This is a genomic window from Mitsuaria sp. BK037, assembly GCF_014193045.1.
Classification (GTDB): Bacteria; Pseudomonadota; Gammaproteobacteria; order Burkholderiales; family Burkholderiaceae_C; genus Roseateles.
This window is the reverse complement of sequence record NZ_JACHYS010000001.1, coordinates 2,039,578-2,054,840: the sequence shown is the minus strand read 5'-3', so window position 1 is coordinate 2,054,840 and position 15,263 is coordinate 2,039,578. Positions and strand designations below refer to the sequence as shown.

The 15,263-nt window shown below is 66.3% G+C and carries 17 protein-coding genes; 6 read left to right on the top strand and 11 right to left on the bottom strand.

Features of this window, described 5'->3' with window-relative positions:
* The first annotated feature begins 13 nt into the window (after positions 1-13).
* A complete protein-coding gene (locus FHT37_RS08460) occupies positions 14-628 on the top strand; it encodes a TetR/AcrR family transcriptional regulator (protein ID WP_183480139.1) in 615 nt (204 codons plus the stop codon).
* Between the two features lie 68 nt (positions 629-696).
* Here FHT37_RS08460 and FHT37_RS08455 read toward each other — a convergent pair whose 3' ends face one another.
* From FHT37_RS08455 to FHT37_RS08440, 4 genes are all read right to left on the bottom strand, one after another.
* Entirely contained in the window at positions 697-1,998 is a 1,302-nt protein-coding gene (locus FHT37_RS08455; protein ID WP_183480137.1) for a right-handed parallel beta-helix repeat-containing protein, read from the bottom strand.
* Positions 1,999-2,193: 195 nt separating this feature from the next.
* Positions 2,194-2,457, bottom strand: a complete 264-nt coding sequence (locus tag FHT37_RS08450; protein WP_183480135.1) for a hypothetical protein — start codon at positions 2,455-2,457, stop codon at positions 2,194-2,196.
* 139 nt (positions 2,458-2,596) lie between these two features.
* Positions 2,597-3,166 carry a class I SAM-dependent methyltransferase gene (locus FHT37_RS08445; RefSeq protein WP_183480133.1) on the bottom strand — a complete coding sequence of 190 codons (570 nt, stop codon included), beginning with the start codon at positions 3,164-3,166 and terminating at the stop codon, positions 2,597-2,599.
* A gap of 166 nt (positions 3,167-3,332) precedes the next feature.
* Entirely contained in the window at positions 3,333-4,010 is a 678-nt protein-coding gene (locus FHT37_RS08440) for a hypothetical protein (RefSeq protein WP_183480131.1), read from the bottom strand.
* A gap of 116 nt (positions 4,011-4,126) precedes the next feature.
* Here FHT37_RS08440 and FHT37_RS08435 point away from each other — a divergent pair, with 116 nt between their 5' ends.
* Positions 4,127-4,648 carry a GNAT family N-acetyltransferase gene (locus FHT37_RS08435; protein ID WP_183480129.1) on the top strand — a complete coding sequence of 174 codons (522 nt, stop codon included), beginning with the start codon at positions 4,127-4,129 and terminating at the stop codon, positions 4,646-4,648.
* Between the two features lie 426 nt (positions 4,649-5,074).
* Here the strand turns inward: FHT37_RS08435 and FHT37_RS08430 are convergent, their stop codons facing one another.
* From FHT37_RS08430 to FHT37_RS08420, 3 genes are all read right to left on the bottom strand, one after another.
* The gene (locus tag FHT37_RS08430) at positions 5,075-5,674 is read right to left on the bottom strand and encodes an isochorismatase family cysteine hydrolase (protein WP_091733584.1); all 600 of its coding nucleotides are present in this window, start codon (positions 5,672-5,674) and stop codon (positions 5,075-5,077) included.
* 44 nt (positions 5,675-5,718) lie between these two features.
* Entirely contained in the window at positions 5,719-6,396 is a 678-nt protein-coding gene (locus FHT37_RS08425; RefSeq protein WP_091733586.1) for a glutathione S-transferase family protein, read from the bottom strand.
* 79 nt (positions 6,397-6,475) lie between these two features.
* Positions 6,476-7,228: an SDR family oxidoreductase gene (locus FHT37_RS08420; protein ID WP_091733588.1), complete on the bottom strand. Its 753-nt coding sequence runs from the start codon at positions 7,226-7,228 to the stop codon at positions 6,476-6,478.
* A 125-nt stretch (positions 7,229-7,353) separates the two neighbouring features.
* Here FHT37_RS08420 and FHT37_RS08415 point away from each other — a divergent pair, with 125 nt between their 5' ends.
* The gene (locus tag FHT37_RS08415; protein ID WP_254783578.1) at positions 7,354-8,271 is read left to right on the top strand and encodes a LysR family transcriptional regulator; all 918 of its coding nucleotides are present in this window, start codon (positions 7,354-7,356) and stop codon (positions 8,269-8,271) included.
* Between the two features lie 664 nt (positions 8,272-8,935).
* On the opposite strand, the gene FHT37_RS08410 is transcribed toward FHT37_RS08415, so the two are convergent.
* A complete protein-coding gene (locus FHT37_RS08410; protein ID WP_183480127.1) occupies positions 8,936-10,315 on the bottom strand; it encodes a TAXI family TRAP transporter solute-binding subunit in 1,380 nt (459 codons plus the stop codon).
* Between the two features lie 180 nt (positions 10,316-10,495).
* Positions 10,496-10,903: a DoxX family protein gene (locus FHT37_RS08405; protein ID WP_255489521.1), complete on the bottom strand. Its 408-nt coding sequence runs from the start codon at positions 10,901-10,903 to the stop codon at positions 10,496-10,498.
* Positions 10,904-10,936: 33 nt separating this feature from the next.
* On the opposite strand from FHT37_RS08405, the gene FHT37_RS08400 reads away from it, so the two are divergent.
* Entirely contained in the window at positions 10,937-11,380 is a 444-nt protein-coding gene (locus tag FHT37_RS08400; protein ID WP_310739727.1) for a helix-turn-helix domain-containing protein, read from the top strand.
* A gap of 11 nt (positions 11,381-11,391) precedes the next feature.
* Here the strand turns inward: FHT37_RS08400 and FHT37_RS08395 are convergent, their stop codons facing one another.
* Positions 11,392-12,030, bottom strand: coding sequence for an OmpW family protein (locus FHT37_RS08395; protein ID WP_183480123.1), 639 nt, complete (start codon positions 12,028-12,030; stop codon positions 11,392-11,394).
* Positions 12,031-12,310: 280 nt separating this feature from the next.
* Between FHT37_RS08395 and FHT37_RS08390 the strand changes: the two genes are divergently transcribed.
* Both FHT37_RS08390 and FHT37_RS25110 read left to right on the top strand, forming a co-directional pair.
* Positions 12,311-14,251 (top strand): alginate lyase family protein, encoded by a 1,941-nt coding sequence (locus tag FHT37_RS08390; RefSeq protein ID WP_221210981.1) that lies wholly within the window; start codon positions 12,311-12,313, stop codon positions 14,249-14,251.
* Between the two features lie 12 nt (positions 14,252-14,263).
* Positions 14,264-14,503 carry a LamG domain-containing protein gene (locus tag FHT37_RS25110; protein ID WP_221210980.1) on the top strand — a complete coding sequence of 80 codons (240 nt, stop codon included), beginning with the start codon at positions 14,264-14,266 and terminating at the stop codon, positions 14,501-14,503.
* A gap of 58 nt (positions 14,504-14,561) precedes the next feature.
* Here the strand turns inward: FHT37_RS25110 and FHT37_RS08385 are convergent, their stop codons facing one another.
* Positions 14,562-15,200 (bottom strand): GNAT family N-acetyltransferase, encoded by a 639-nt coding sequence (locus FHT37_RS08385; RefSeq protein WP_183480122.1) that lies wholly within the window; start codon positions 15,198-15,200, stop codon positions 14,562-14,564.
* Positions 15,201-15,263: the final 63 nt, after the last annotated feature.

Here is a 15,263-nt window from a genome sequence, read left to right as displayed (position 1 = left end):
GCACGAGCGAGCCATGAAGGTCACCAAAGCGCAAGCGCAAGCCAATCGGGAGCATGTGGTCCGCACCGCCTCCACGCTGTTTCGGGAGCGGGGTTACGACGGGGTCGGCGTTGTCGACTTGATGGCCGCGGCGGGCTTCACGCATGGCGGCTTCTACAAGCAGTTCCAATCCAAGGCCGAATTGATGGCGGAGTCGGCCGCCTGCGGCATCGCGCAGACCGTGGAGCTGTCGGAAGGGATGTCGGCGGCGGACTTCGTCAAGGCCTACGTATCGCGCGAGCATCGGGGCAATCGAGCGCAGGGGTGCACCATGGCCGCACTCGGCGGCGATGCGGCGCGTCAGTCCGATGCGGTGCGAGCCGCGTTTGCTGACGGCATTGAAGGCATCCTGGCGGCGCTGAACCGCGACGGCACCACGCGCGAATCAGCGGATGCCAAGCAGGCCCGCGCAAAAGGGCTTGATCTGCTGGCGCACGTCGTGGGCGCGATCGTCATGTCACGCGCCTGTCCGGACGAATCGCCGTTGGCAGATGAGATCCTGACCGCTTGCCGGAAGGAAATACTGGCGTCGCTCGCTCCGCCATCGCGCGTGCCGGCGGCTCGACGCAAGCGGGCTGAACGCGAGTAGTTGATCAGCCGGCGCGTGACCTGTGGACTCGCAAGTCCGGACCTCCTGCGGGAGGTCGCTGTTGGGCATCAATGGCGCTCGAAGGCGCCGAGGTCGGGCGCGGTCCCCTTGTAGGGCAGGCCGACGTCCGTGCCCTTGTTGATCAAGGTGCTGTGCGACGTCAGATGCAGATGATTCAGCCGCGGCAGGCTGCCGTCAGCTTGTCGCGGCGCATCCCATCCCGTGGTGGAGACATCTTCGAACTGGGCATCCGACATGATCTCGCGCAGATTCCAGGAGTTGTGGGCGTCATTGGCGCCCGACACATTCGACACCAAGGTCCCCGTATAGGCGATGTTGTTGCGCAGGTTCCCCAGATTGATCGCCGCGCCGCTCGCATCGATCCCCAGCATATTGAAGTCGGCGTAGTTGCCGTAACTCGTGTTGTTGAAGAAGTCGTTGGCCACCGGATGGTGGTTGGCGTAGAAACCCGAAGCCCGATTGTTGAAGGCGACAGAGAAGCGGACCGTGTGCTTCACCGCGTTGGGTACATAGACGCCTCCATATCCGCCGGCCTTGAAACCATTGCCATTGCCGTACCGGGCCGGCTTCAGGGTATCTGGCACGTAGCCTTGCAGCCACGCCCAGGAGTTCTCGATCGTCACCGAGGAGTAGGCGTTGATGAGGTCGAAACCATCATCCGAATTCAACCAGGCGCGGCAGCCTCGAAAGATATTCCCGGGATGATTGGCGGAAATGTGGGCGCCAAAGCCGTCCGCGCTCTGACCCGCCCCATTGGAGGTGAGGGGGTCGTAGTTGTGATGCGAGTCGGTATTCAGGACGAGGTTGTCGCCGCCATCCTTGATGAAGAGGCCGGGGCCCATGTTGTGATGGATGTCGAGCCGCTCGAAGACGTTGTGGCTGCCGTGGATCCAGATCCCCCAGGACTCGTGGTTCAGGTTGTTGTTCTGCCGGACATGCGTGACTTCGATCCCTTTCAGATGAACCCAATCGGCCGTCACGTTGAAACCCTTGACCCGGCAGTTGTCCCGAATGCCTTCGAAATCGAAAACCGGGGTTTCGCCAGGATAAGCCCAGTAGCGGATCGGTTGCTGCGGGGCGCCACTCTTCTTGAGATCGATCCCGCTCACAGTGTCGTAGGCGTCCTGGCACGAAGTGGTGCCCTTGTGATAGGCATAGGTGCCGCCACGAAAATACACGGTGTCCCCGGGTTGCGCCCTGATCTGCGCGTACGCCATCGAAGCCCACGGCGCATCGCGAGATCCCGCCGCAGTATCGCTTCCATTTGGCGCGACATAGTAGGTTTCTCCAAAAGCGGCGACCGTGGCAGTACTCAGCGCAAGCACTGTGAAGATTCTTTTGTGTTTCATGTCGACAGATCAATGCGGAGCACCCATTAAACAGGAGTCCACGCCGGTGGTCGTCACCGCAGCGTGACGATCCGGAGAAGATCCATGTATCTGTCTGTGAATTGCCGTCCGCCCGCCATTTGCACGGTGGATGAGAAGGAAGACACGCACGTCGATATTTCGCGGGGAGTCTGCGCAGACTCGCCGCCATGACTGTCACGGCAGCCTGTCCTTGATGATCTGTCCGCCGACCTCCTTGGCGAACTGGCTGCCAGCCTCCTTCGCCGCCGCCTTGCCGGCTTCGCGCCGCCTTGCCGGCTTCGCGCCGATCGGAACCGGTCGTAGATCGGGCGGCACCGCCCAGCGGGTGTGCGGACGGCTGTTGTCCGTCGCGTTCTGCCGATCATGGCGGCACCGACCGCCGCACCGAAGGTCTGACGGAAAGACAAGCCGCACCCCGCCGCGCCGGTCCTCGATCATCAGTCGCCCCGGCGCGACGCCCGTTGGGCGAGGCCTCAGGACGGTTCGCGCGGACCTTGCCGGCGCATGAGGCGGGGCTTTGTCGGATTGGGTAGTCCGTCGACAACGGACAGCGAGGCCGAGTAGCGAGTCTGCCGTCTCAGGACGCCGCGTAGAGCATCAGCCCGCGCTTGAGCAGCACGGGTTCGACTCGAGCGAAGCCGGCGTCCTGAAGCGCGACGCGTTGCTCTTCGACGGTCATGTAGAGCTGATCGTTCTTCATCCCGCCGGGGCCGGCGAAGTGATCGCAGACGAGGTAACGCCCCTGCGGCGCCAGCAGCCCTCGAACCTGCTCGTGAAGCGGGCGAGCGTGGCGCTTGTGGCGCAGCTCATGGACTGCCTGGTTCGTGACCACGTGGTCAAAAGGCCCGAGGCCCTCCATCCATGCGGGGTCGCGGAAGCTCTTCTCGATGAAGCGGATGCGGGCGCTCGCCGCGCCGACCCGCTCCGCTGCAAGCTCATGCATGGCCGGCGAGAAGTCGAGCGCCGTGTAGGCGATGTGCGGGAGCGCATCGAGCAGGTACTTGGCGAGGAAGCCCGGGCCGGAGCCGAGCTCCAGCACCCGGAGCGCAGCGCCGGCGGCGAGCTGCTCGGCGAACTCCGCGAAGAGCTCCGTCCGCCACGGGCGTTTCACCATCGCTTCATCGGCCCACTCGCGGGCGTCGGCCATCTGTCTCAGGTCAATGGGGCTGGGGAGTCGAGGACGGACATGTGAGGTGATTGTTGAAGTGTTGGGCGGGGGGACTCTAAGCGAATGGGTGTGTGGTTCTGCATCGAAGCAGTTTTCGGATCAGCAGCAGGCTAGAGAGGACAGCGGGCATCTTTGCCCGGCATTCCTACGCGTCGATCGGCTCATACGCCACCACGCTCAGCCCAATCGTTCCTCGATACCCCATGTCCGCTAGTCCCGAGACCTTCGCCACGGCGACTCGCACAGATGCTGCTTCTTCCGTTTCAGCGGGCATCGGCGCGTGCCAGAACGACTTGGCGCCGTAGCCGCCGCTGCCATTCAGTAGCACCAGCGATCGCAATCCGGGCGTGACCAGGGACACCCGGCACACCAGCGAGCGACCGACCGCAACCGAATGCGACTCGACGGCAGCGAAGTCGGACAGCACAAATTTCTGCTGCTTCGCCGACAGACCGAATCGTGGCAGACGCTCGATCAATACGAGATTGCGAGCCCGATCGATGGTCGTGACGAATGCTCGCGCCTGGACGAAGTCCACAAGCACGCGAACAACATCATCGAAGGAAACAACAGGAGCAAGAGCGCCTTCGGACTGGTGTCGTAGAACGTGAACTTCCAGAACATCCCGCTCAAGCCGGTCGCGAACACGAACAACCACAACCACAACCACAACCACATCGTCGTCGTCGCGGGGCGGATAACGACGGTGGCGTCGGTGACCTGTAGGGAACGGGACATACAAAGGAGAAAAACGGTGCAACGGATCGCTGCCAAAGCGATCGACCTCGACATTCTTGACTCTCAAGCGTCGGCTGGTTTGCATTTCAGCACGAGCTGCGCTTCAAGACATTTGGCACGTCCGCTCCCCAGCCTTGAGCAGACTTCCCTCGTCTTGCATGACCGCAGTACGTCGGTCAGAGCGGCCTTATATTCCCGCGCATGCACCAACTGCCCCACCTGCGGCCAGGGACGCTGGAAGACGCCACGACCATTGCAGCGCTGGCCATTCAGGTCTTTCTCGACACGTACGCGACGCAAGGCATTCGCCCCGATCTCGCCCGTGAGGTCTTCCGCGAATACTCGTCCGAAGCCTTTCAGGAGCGGATCAATCGCCCGGGCTGTCATTTCGTGCTTGCGGAGATCGATACGGCGCTCATCGGATTCGCGGAGGTCGATGCCTTCGCTACGCCATGCCCCGGCACCACGAGCGCCGGCGCCGAGCTGGTCCGTCTGTACGTGCAGCCGGCCTTCCAGCGTGTGAAGGTGGGACAGCGTCTGCTGGCCGCGGCGGAGGACGTCGCCAGGTCCACGGGTTTGCCCGCGCTGTGGTTGACAGCGTGGGACGGCAATCAACGCGCACGCGACTTCTACGCCGCGCGCGGCTACGCCGACATCGGCGAGACGGTCCACGTGATCGAAGGTCGGAGTTACGGCAACCGAGTGTTCCGCCGCGAGATCTGACGGCGGCGGCACGACGTAAGGTCGCCCGGCCGTCTGTTGGGCTGTGGAGAACTGCGGCTTCAGGCTGATCTGAGTCGTTCGTGGTCTAAGGCCTGAGGGGCAGCTGCTCCCCATAGCAGTCACAGGACTCCACTGTCCCGACGGGCGCCTTCATCCTCGGAACCGGCCGCTCGACTGTGGCGTCCGCCGCATGCCGACTTGAACGACCGCTTCTGTGCGACGCGACTGGCTCATGCCGACCCGATGCTGCCGCTCAGCTCGCGACCGTGAGCTACGGCAGAAGGCTGATGTCAGTCGGCCGTGCCCAACTCGTGGAACGTCGGCATCGGCCATCACCGGTCATTCGATGGCCTTCCCGGCACGTGGCCGGTTCACCGCTACTACCGGATACCGGACAGAGCTTCCGCCAGCCAGCATCTTTCATGCTCAGGCCTGAGCGACAAAGCCCTGAGTGGTGATCGCGTTGGCGTAGAAGGGCGCAATCTCGGAGAGGAACGCCGTCTGCTGCTCACGAGTAAATGCCGCCGACGCGTCGTAGATGACGTTGGTGTGGTAGCCCAGGTCATGCGCGTTTCGCATCGAAGATTCAACGCACTGCCTCAGCGCAAAGCCTGCGAGGTAGATGTCGAAGATGCGGTTGTTGCGAAGGTAGCTGTCCAGTGTGGTCGAAGCAAACACGCTGCTGCCGCCCGTTCGCTCGCGGATCACGTACTCGCCGTCCTGGGGCTCGAAGCCGGGAAAGAAGTCGGCCTGCGCACCGAGGAACGAGCCGTAGTCGCGCATCATCTTGCGCAGACCGTATTTCCCTTCGCCCAGCACCTTGAAGTGCGGCTCGAACTTGAGCGACGCATGAATGACCTCCATGCCTCTCTGGCGGGCCGCTGCGAGCGCGATCTTCGAGTTGGCGACGGCCTTGTCGAACTGCTCGCGGTCTTGGAACTGCCCGTTGATGCCGCCGGTCGGCGCCAACCAATCGTTGACGTACTCGATCAGGATCAGCGCGCTCTTGGACGATTGATTGCTCATGGTTTTGACTCCTTGGAGTGCGATTGGGTTGCATGAAATGGGGGTCAACCCGCCGCCAACAGGGCGCTTTGCTGGCGGAGATGCGCCAGGAAGCGGGAGGCGTAGTCCTCGGCAACGGCATGCCTCACGCTGGCTCGTGAGGCCAGCGCCTCTCGCCAGGCCGAGATGCGCGGCAGGCCATCGAAGACTTGCTGCGCCGCCGACGGGGCGATCAGCTCGAAGTAGCGAAAGAGCGGTGCGTAGACCGCATCGACCATGCCGAACGCCTCGCCGGCGAAGTACGGGCCTGCGGCGAGTTCCGCCTCCAGCTTGGCCAGGCGCTCGCGGAAGCTGGCGCGCTTTGCGTCGGCAGCCTGCGAGTCACGCGCATGGAGGAACTGCCAGCCTTCGGCGAAGGTCTGTGTGGCGAACTCGATCCAGGCGCGGTGCCGGGCGCGGGTTAGCGCGTCGTGGGGGTACATCGGCGCGCCGCCCTGTGTCTCGTCCAGGTACTCGCAGATCACGACGCTCTCGAAGAGCACTGCGTCTTCGGCATTGGCCTGGGGCACCTTGAGCACGGGTACCTTGCCGGTGGGCGACAGCGCGAGGAACCAATCGGGCTTGGCCGACAGGTCGACATTGACGCGTTCGAAGGCAACGCCCTTCTCCAGAAGGACGATTGCGGCGCGCTGCACGAACGGGCAGAGCGGGTGGCTGATGAGGGTGAGCATCATGAGGGGCATCTGTGTTGGCAGGGCTCAGGAAGGCGCCTTCGACTCGCCCGAGTCGCCAGGCGCCTTCGGCGCGCGGAACCTGGTGCGCTCAGCGATTGAGCAGGCGGCCGCCGTCGACCACGATTTCCGTGCCGATCGACCAGCGGGATTCATCGGAGGCCAGGTACAGCACGGCCTTGGCCACTTCTTCAGCCGTGCCGAAGCGGCCCAGCGGGATGGTGGCCGCGATGTCCTTGTTCACCTGTTCGCGATAGGCCTCGGGGATGCCCAGCTTGTCGTACAGCGGCGTGTCGATGGGCCCCGGGCTGACCGCGTTGATGCGAACCCCGCGGCCGAGCAGCTCGGTCGACAGCGTCTTCGACATGTTCAGCACCGCTGCCTTGGTGGCGGCGTAAACGGAAGAGCGGTCCGAGCCGACGTGCGCGCTGACAGACGTGTTCAGGACGACCGAGGCCGAGGAGGCGAACACCGGCAGCAGCGACTGGATCAGGAAGTACGGGCCCTTGACGTTGACGTCGAACGAGCGGTCGAACATCTCTTCCGTCCAGTCCTCGATCGGCAGCCAGACCGAGATGCCCGCATTGAGGAAGGCCACGTCCAGCTGGCCATAGTGGTCCTTGACGGCCTGTGCCAGGGCCTTCTGCGCAGCCACGCTGGCCGAGTCGGCGCGCAGCACCAGCACCTCAGGCCCGAGTTCGGCCTGGGCCCTGGCGATGGAATCCGGGTTGACGCCGGTGACGATGACGCGGGCGCCTTCGGTCAGAAACTGCTTGGCAGTTTCCAGGCCGATGCCGCTGGTGCCGCCGGTGATGAGGGTACGTTTGCCTTGCAAGCGTGACATGAGGTTCTCCTGTAGACGGCCACCCACCGTGGCCGATGGGGAGAATGTGCATCCATGCCTCCAATTCGATAAGATGACTAAATCGAATACCGTCCATGCACTCAGAGCATGAATTGGAGGGGCGCTTGGACCGATTTCTGCTGATGACCTGCTTCGCGCGCGCCGTGGAGACGGGGAGCTTCACGGCCGCAGCCCGTGACTTGGGCCTGGGGCAGCCGAACGTGAGCCGCTACGTCGCATCGCTGGAGGACCACCTGCAGACCCGGCTGCTGCACCGGTCGACGCGCAAGCTCTCCCTCACGCCGGAGGGGGAGCGCTACTACGCGGACGTCCGGCGGATTCTTGATGCGGTGGACGAGTCCGAATCGTCATTCCGCAGCAACGTCGATCCGTCAGGACTGTTGCGGGTGGCCTGCCCCACCGCGCTGGCCCATGCCTTCGTGCTGCCGCACGTTCCGACCTTTCTGGAGCGCTATCCGAAGCTGACGCTGGACCTGCAAATCAATGACCGCTATGTCAACCTCGTCGACGAGGGGACGGAACTGGCCATTCGCATTGGCCAGTTGGAGGACAGTGCCCTGCGGGCCCGACGCATCGGGTCTTACGAGCGGGTGTTCGTGGCGAGTGAGAGCTACCTGGCGCGGCGCGGCGTGCCGCAAACGCCCGACGACCTCCGGGACCACGACTGCGTCATCTACACGCTGCTCTCGTCGGGGGCCACCTGGCGCTTTCGGGACGCCGATATCCCCGTTTCCGGCAGGCTCCGGGTGAACTCGCCAGAAGCGGTCAGCGCGGCGGTCATTGCGGGTCTGGGGGTCGGCCATGGTCCGGCGTGGCTCTTTGACGAAGGGCTGAGGAGCGGGCGCTTGAAGTTCATCTTGACCGGCTACTCAGCGCCGGCCGTCCCTGTCCAGATCGTCTACGTCGCAAATCGACTGCTGCCGACGCGAGCCACGGTGTTCATGGACTTCATTGCCGATGTGTTCTCGCGGACGCCTGCCTTTGGCGGCACCGCCAAGCCGGTCGGCAACATTCAAGAATGACTGCCATCCACGGATGGTTTGGCCTCAATCGCGCGACACCGCGTCGGCGCAGAGGCGGTGTCGCGCGTCTGCAGATGTGGAGCGCCATTCAACCAGTGATTCGCTCACAGTTTGCAGAACTTCTCCCAAGCAAAGACACTGGCTGTCCAACTTCTCGGGGTCAGTTCATTGCGTTGGTGGACACCATCCTGACCGCCTCAGCGCGCCGGTTCAAGGTGAGTTTGCCGGACGCATACGGCTCAGATTCGAAGCGCAACGGCTCGCTTTGAGGCATTGCGCGCGCAAGCGACAGCTTTTTCCCTTCGTACTCTCCACCTCGAAGGTCGGCCCTGGGTCAATCTGAGGCGGTCGCAGGCGTCAAGAGCGGTCGCTCGGACGGCATGAGTGCAGCCAGCAGCATCGAACGGCCGCTCTTGCCGTCAGGCCAGTTGGCCGGAGGCTGATCCGGCTGGCACCCGTAAGGCCGGTATGCGCTGATGTCCGGTCACGCGATGCCCAACGGCGACCGACCGCGAACGCTGCTAACCTGCCACCCACTCCAACGGAGCCTTTCTCAAAGCCTTCTCGGTATTGGACGCGCGCTCCACTTCAATGCCAGGGTGCATGCGCAGCACCTGACTGAATGACGGATAGACAAGCCGCCCCTCGCCGCGCCGCTCCTCAATCAGTCACTCGCCCCCTCTGCCGGCCGTGACCGCTGCGCCAGCAGGCGCTTTCTCACCGCATAAATGTTGTTCCGCAGCGCGTAAAGCTCTTCCGCATACGACAGCGGCACCGCGATGCGGTGCGTGACGCGGTCCAGCTCATCCAACTCATCGAGCAAAGCCTCGCGCTCGCCCGTGCCGGTTTCCAGCTTCGCCTCCACCTCGCGCAGTCGCGCATACCAGCGGAACACCCGCGAGCGCACGCGGAAGGTGTACAGCGGCGGCACCACGCGCGACAGCGGCAGCATCAGCACCAGCAGGCCGCCGACCACCAGCCACATGCGTTCCAGCAGATTGCCGGCCCAGAAGGGCAGGTAGCGCGCCCACGCCGGCGGCGTGCCGTTGATCGCGCGGTCGCCCTCGGCGCTGACCGGCAGCTCGCTGGTGCGGGTGTTGGGGAAGTCGCGCGCGCCATTGAACCAGCCAGCCCCGCTGTGCTGCCCCAGCGCCGCCTGCGCGAACAGCTGGCGCAGCGCCGGATGCGTCTGCTCGCGCGCCAGCAGCGCGGTGGTGGTGGCCAGCAGCGGCACGTCGTGCGGCGGCAGATCGGCCGCCAGGTCCACCACGCCGCGCGGCAGCGTCACGGTCGACAGGAAGGGCAGGTGGCGCGAATAGGCTTCGTTCTGCTCGAAGGCCATCAGCCCGATGGCCGGGTCGCGCAGCAGCGCGCGGATGAGGCCCGCCTGCGGCGCCGAGATCAGCACCGCGGCGTCCAGCCGGCCCTCGCGCAACGCAGCGCCGGCGGCGTCGGGCGGCAGGTTGGACAGCCGCAGGTCGGCCGGCGACAGCTGGTTCAGCGCCAGCAGCTTCTCGACGATCTGCGGCACGCCGCTGCCGTCCTGGTCCACATTGACGCGCAGACCGCGCAGCTGGGTCAGGCGCTGCAATTCGCCGCCAGGCTGGCGGCGCGCGATGCCGAGATCACGGCGATAGAAGATCCAGATCGGCTCGTAGAACAGGCTGCCCAGCGAGACGATGCCGGCCTCGGTATCGGCCGCCGGATCGGCCATGCCGCCGCGGACGAAGCCCACGTCGGCCGTGCCCGCGCGCAGGTGCGCCAGGTCGTCCTGCGCGCCTTCGCTGGCGATCAGCTCCACCTGGATGCGCTCGCGCGCCAGCGCCTTCGCATAACCCTCGCCGAAACCGGCGTAGGCGCTGCCGGCCGGGCCGGTGGCCAGCCGCACCTGGCGCGGCGGCTGCGGGTCCAGCCACCAGTAGGCCGCGATCAGCAACCCGCCGCCGAGCAGCAGCAGCGGCCCCATCGAGACCATCATGTCGCGCAGCGTCTGCAGCAGCAGGCGCAGGCTGCGGGTGGCATGCCATTGCTGGATCGGGGTCATGGCCGGCCGCCCTGTGCGCGAGAGTTCCGGGTCTGCGCGCCGCGACGTCGTTCGCGGTCCAGGGCATCCGCACGGGTGGTGGTGGCGAGGGTGAAGATGATCGTGATGCCGGCGCGTCGCATGGGCTCGTCTTTGCCGATGGAGGAACGGCGCATCGTATGCGAGGCGCGCGGGCCGGAGTCAATGAGACACCGCCCGGGTCCATGCCTGGACGTCGCCATGGGGAGAAGGCATCTCTCGAGCCACGTTCTGCGTGGCGAATGAGGCGACCAGCAGGATCAGGCCGATCACGGCCGGCAGTGCGTCCTTCGGCTTGCCGGCACCGGCATGCGCGATCGCCGCCAGCAGCAGATGAAAGAACATGCCGGCATAGGCCAGGTCGCTCAATGGCGTGTTGATGCGCGACAGGACGGCCGCGACCGCCAGGACTTTCAGCGCGACGAGCAGCGGCACGAGGTAGCCGGGATAACCGAGCGCTGCCAGCTGGGTCCTGACCCAGGCGGACTTGAGCAGGTAGAGCGTCGCGGAGCTGAGGTAGAGCAGGGACAACAGCGCCGTGCTGATCCAGTAGACGGTGGATGCGGTCAAAAGCTTCTCCAGGGTGAATCGGGAGCCGGGAGAATGTCGGCCAGCCATCAAGCGCGCAAGTGGGATGAATTCGTCGGGGCCAGTATGGAAATGCAGACCAATGACCGCAGCGGCGTCAACATGCACGAGGAGATGCGGCGCGCATTCGCGCTGCTCTCGGGCAAATGGAAACTGGAGATCATGTGGCTGCTCAACCAGCGCATGCATCGTTTCGGCGAACTCCGCAAGGCCATTCCCGGCATCACGCAGCACATGCTGACCGCTCAACTGCGAGAGCTTGAAGCGGACGGGCTGGTCTCCCGGACCGTTCATGCCGAGGTGCCGCCTCGCGTCGAATACGAGATCACGCCGAAGGCGCGCGGGCTGGGTCCGACGATGGCGGCCTTGCAGGCCTGGTGGGCGGAGTACGGCGACAGCGTGCCGGTCAAGGGACCGCCGCGAGGCCGTCCGGCAAGGCCCGGCCCCGCGGCACGATGAGCCGAGCCCGATCAGAACCGATAGCCCGCGCCCACGCCCACCAGCAGCGGATCGATCTTGAACTTGCCCACCGACGCGCCGGCCGACCGGACGTCCGTCGACATCTGGATCTTCTTCACGTCGACGTTGATCGACCAGCGCTTGTCCAGCATGTAGTCGAAGCCGGCCTGCGCGGCCAGGCCGAAGCTGTGCTTCTTGATGCTCGGCTGCAGCGCCGCCTGCACCGCGGGATCGAAGTTCACGCTGGAGAAGAGCGTGTAGTTCAGGCCGGCGCCGAGGTAAGGACGGAAGCTGCCTTCCGGGTTGAAGTGGTACTGCGCCAGCAGCGTCGGCGGCAGCTGCTTGACGCTGCCGATGCGCGTGCCCTCGCTGTAGAGCGTGTGACGCTGCGGCACCGTCAGCACCAGCTCGGCCGCGATGTTGCGCGTGAGGAAGTAGCTGATGTCGACTTCAGGAATCGTCTTCTGGCTCAGCGACAGGCCAAGCCCGGTGCGGTCCTTGTCGGCCGGGTCGATCTTCACGGCGCGCACGCGCAGCTGCCAGGGCGATTCCTGCGCCTGGACCGGCATCGCGGTGGCGGCCAGGAGCGCCGCGAGCGACGCGGCGGCAAGGACGGGGCGGGTCGGGAGAGCGAAAGCGCGATCGGTCATGGAAACCTTGTGTTCATGGGAGAAGCCAGGCGTCCAGACCGGACGCCGCGCCGCCGTGGCCGGTGGATGGCGGCGTGCGAAAAATTCTCCGTGGCGGGAATGAATGCAACGCTCGCCGGACGATGAACAGGACATGAACGCGGACGCGAGGGCGAGCACGGCATGCGAGGGTGCTTCACGTCCTTGAGATGCCATCCTTGCCTGGCGGGAACTTCGCGGTGACGACTCCGCCGCCGCGCTTCCCTAGAGTGCCGCTGTCCCCGCACGATGGAACAGCGCTTTGAATCAGTCCCCGACCGCCTTTCCCCTCGATCCACGCGTCGCCGAAGACGGCGCGCCGGAGCACGACCCGCGGCGGCGAGCCGTCCTGCGGGGCGCCGGCGCGCTCTCGCTGCTGCCGCTGCTGCCCGCGTTGCCCTTGATCGCCAACGCCGGCGGCGCATCGGCGGCCACGGCCGGGGAGCCGGCCTTCAAGCATCCGGGCGTGCTCCACACCGAAGAAGACTTCCAGCGGATGCGGACCCAGATGAAGGCCGGCGCGCAGCCTTGGCTCGACAGCTGGCGGGAACTGACCGGCGACGCGCAGTCGCGCCCCGGCTCGCCGATCAGCTCGCAGTCCGTGACGCGGCGGGGCGGCGAGGGCCAGAACTTCGGCACGATGGTGCATGAGATGAACCATGCGTATGAGCTCGCGCTGCGCTGGAAGATCTCCGGCGACCTCGACTGCGCGCGGGACGCCATGGCCGTGCTCAATACCTGGGCCACCACGACGAAACGGATCGAGGGCAACGCGGACCGCTTCCTGGCCGCCGGCATCTATGGCTACCAATGGGCCAACACGGCCGAGATCATGCGCACGTATGAAGGCTGGGCGGCGGCGGACGTCCGGCAGTTCCAGCAGTGGCTGCTGGACGTGTTCGTGCCGCTCAGCCGCGACTTCCTGCTCGCGCACAACGGCGCGGACATCACCAACTACTTCGCCAACTGGGACCTGTGCGCGCTGTGCGGCCTGATGGCCATCGGCGTGTTCTGCGATCGCCGCGACCTTTACGACACGGCGCTGAGCTACTACCAGACCGGCCGCGGCAACGGCGCCGCGCTGTGCTGCGTCTACTACGTGCATCCGGGCTACCTGGGCCAGTGGCAGGAGAGCGGTCGCGATCAGGGCCATTCGACGCTGGGCATCGCGCTGGCCGGCGCCTTGTGCCAGATCGCCTGGAACCAGGGCGACGACCTGTTCGGCCACCTCAACAACCGGCTGCTGGCGGGCGCGGAATACGTGGCCCTGTCCAACCTTGCCGACGCGGACGGCCATCGCCTCCACCAATTGCCGTTCGTTCCGATGACCCGCTTCAACAGCGCCAACGGCCATCCCGAGACGGCCACCGAGGTCAGCGGCTCGCCGCATCGCCGGCATTGCTGGGCGCTGATCCACAACCACTACGTCAACGTCAAAGGGCTGTCGGCGCCGTGGACGACGGCCATGGTGGCTCAGCTGCAGCCGGCGCCGGACGGACTGGACGGCGACATGCCGGGCTTCAGCAGGCTGACCTACAGCCGCCAGCCCGGCACGCCGGCCGCGGCGCCGAGCGGGCTCGAGGCCCGCGTGCGGGCCGGGCAGGTGGTGCTGTCGTGGTGGGGCACCTCGGCGGCGACGGGCTACGTGATCAAGCGCGGCAGATCGGCCAGCGGCCCCTTCGTCGCCATCGGTCGCGCCACCGAACCGCGCACCTTCACCGACGAACCGGGCCGGGGCGTCTGGTTCTACGCGGTGACCGCGGTGACGGCGCGCGGTGAGGGCCGGCCCTCCAACATCGCGCGCGCGGCCACCGCCGGGGAAGTACTGCTCCACCTGCCGCTGGACGGCAATGCCCGCGACGCCGGCGGCAGCGGCAAGACCGGACAGCTCGCGGAAGGCGCATCCTGGGGCGCGGGACGCAAGGCGGGACGCGCGTTGGCGCTGGACGGCAGCGCCGGACACCTGGTCCTGCCGTCCGGGATCCTGCAGGGCGTGAGCGACTTCACCGTCGCGCTGTGGGTGTACTGGGACCAGGCCGCCGACAACACCCGCATCTTCGACTTCGGGCACGACGACGTCGCCTACATGGCGCTGACCCCTCGGCACCATGACGACCACCGGATGCGTTTCATGATCACCACCATGCGCTGGCCGTCCGAGCGCATCGTCGCGACCAGCGGCGCGCTGCCAACCGGCCGCTAGGTGCATGTGGCGGTGACCTTGTCCGGCGGCGTGTGCAGCGTCTATGTGGACGGGCAGCTCGACGGACGCAAGGAGGGCTGGGACTTCGCGCCGTGCGACCTCGGAGCGACGACGCAGAACTGGCTCGGGCGCTCGCAGTATCCGGACGCGCCGCATTCGCCGGTCCCGCGATTCAACGGCCGCATGAGCGACCTGCTGATCCGCAGCGGCGCGATGGACGAGCGGGAGATCGCGGCGTTGGCCGCGGCGTGAGCGGTCCCGCCGGGCGACGCCGGGCGCCGCCGGTCGCCTGAGCCGGTCCGGGCCGGCCTCAGCCGGCCTGCAGCACCTGGCCGAGGATCACCATGTCCCGGCTCTTCGCGTCGGCCCACACGATGCCGGGCAGGCGCCCCCAGGCGCTGAAGCCCTGCGCGCGGAACAGCGTCAGGCTGGCCGCGTTGTCGTGCCAGATGAAGGCCATCAGCCGGTCGATGTGCCACAGCGGCGCCTCGATCCGCGCGTGGGACAGCAGGCGCCGTCCGACGCCGCAGCCGCGCCAGCCGCTGGCGATGTAAATCGCGACCTCCGCCGCCGGCATGCAGGCGGGCCGGTCGGCGAAGCCGAGCAGGCTCAGCCATCCCACGACCTCCACGCCGGCCTGCGCGACCCACAGCGGCCGGCCATTGGCGCGATGCGACGCCATCCAGTTCGCGAGGCCGTCGGCCGGCAACTGCGCCAGGCAGCTGCCGAGCACCGGTCGGCCGCCGGCGCGCGCGTCGACGCCTGGCAGCGGCGTGGGCAACGGCGGCAGCGACTCGTTGTAGATCCGGGTGATGGCCGCGAGGTCGCCATCCAGCGCCGGACGGATCGCGATCGCCGTCGCGGCCACGATGGGTGGCTCGCCCGTGATCGCCGCGAGCGCCACGGTGAACGCGGTGGAGGCGGGCAGGGCATCGGTCGTCGCAGTCATGGCGGTTCGGCGCTGAAGTCTGGGATGACCGCAATCTAGGAAGGACCGGGAGCCGTCATGGCG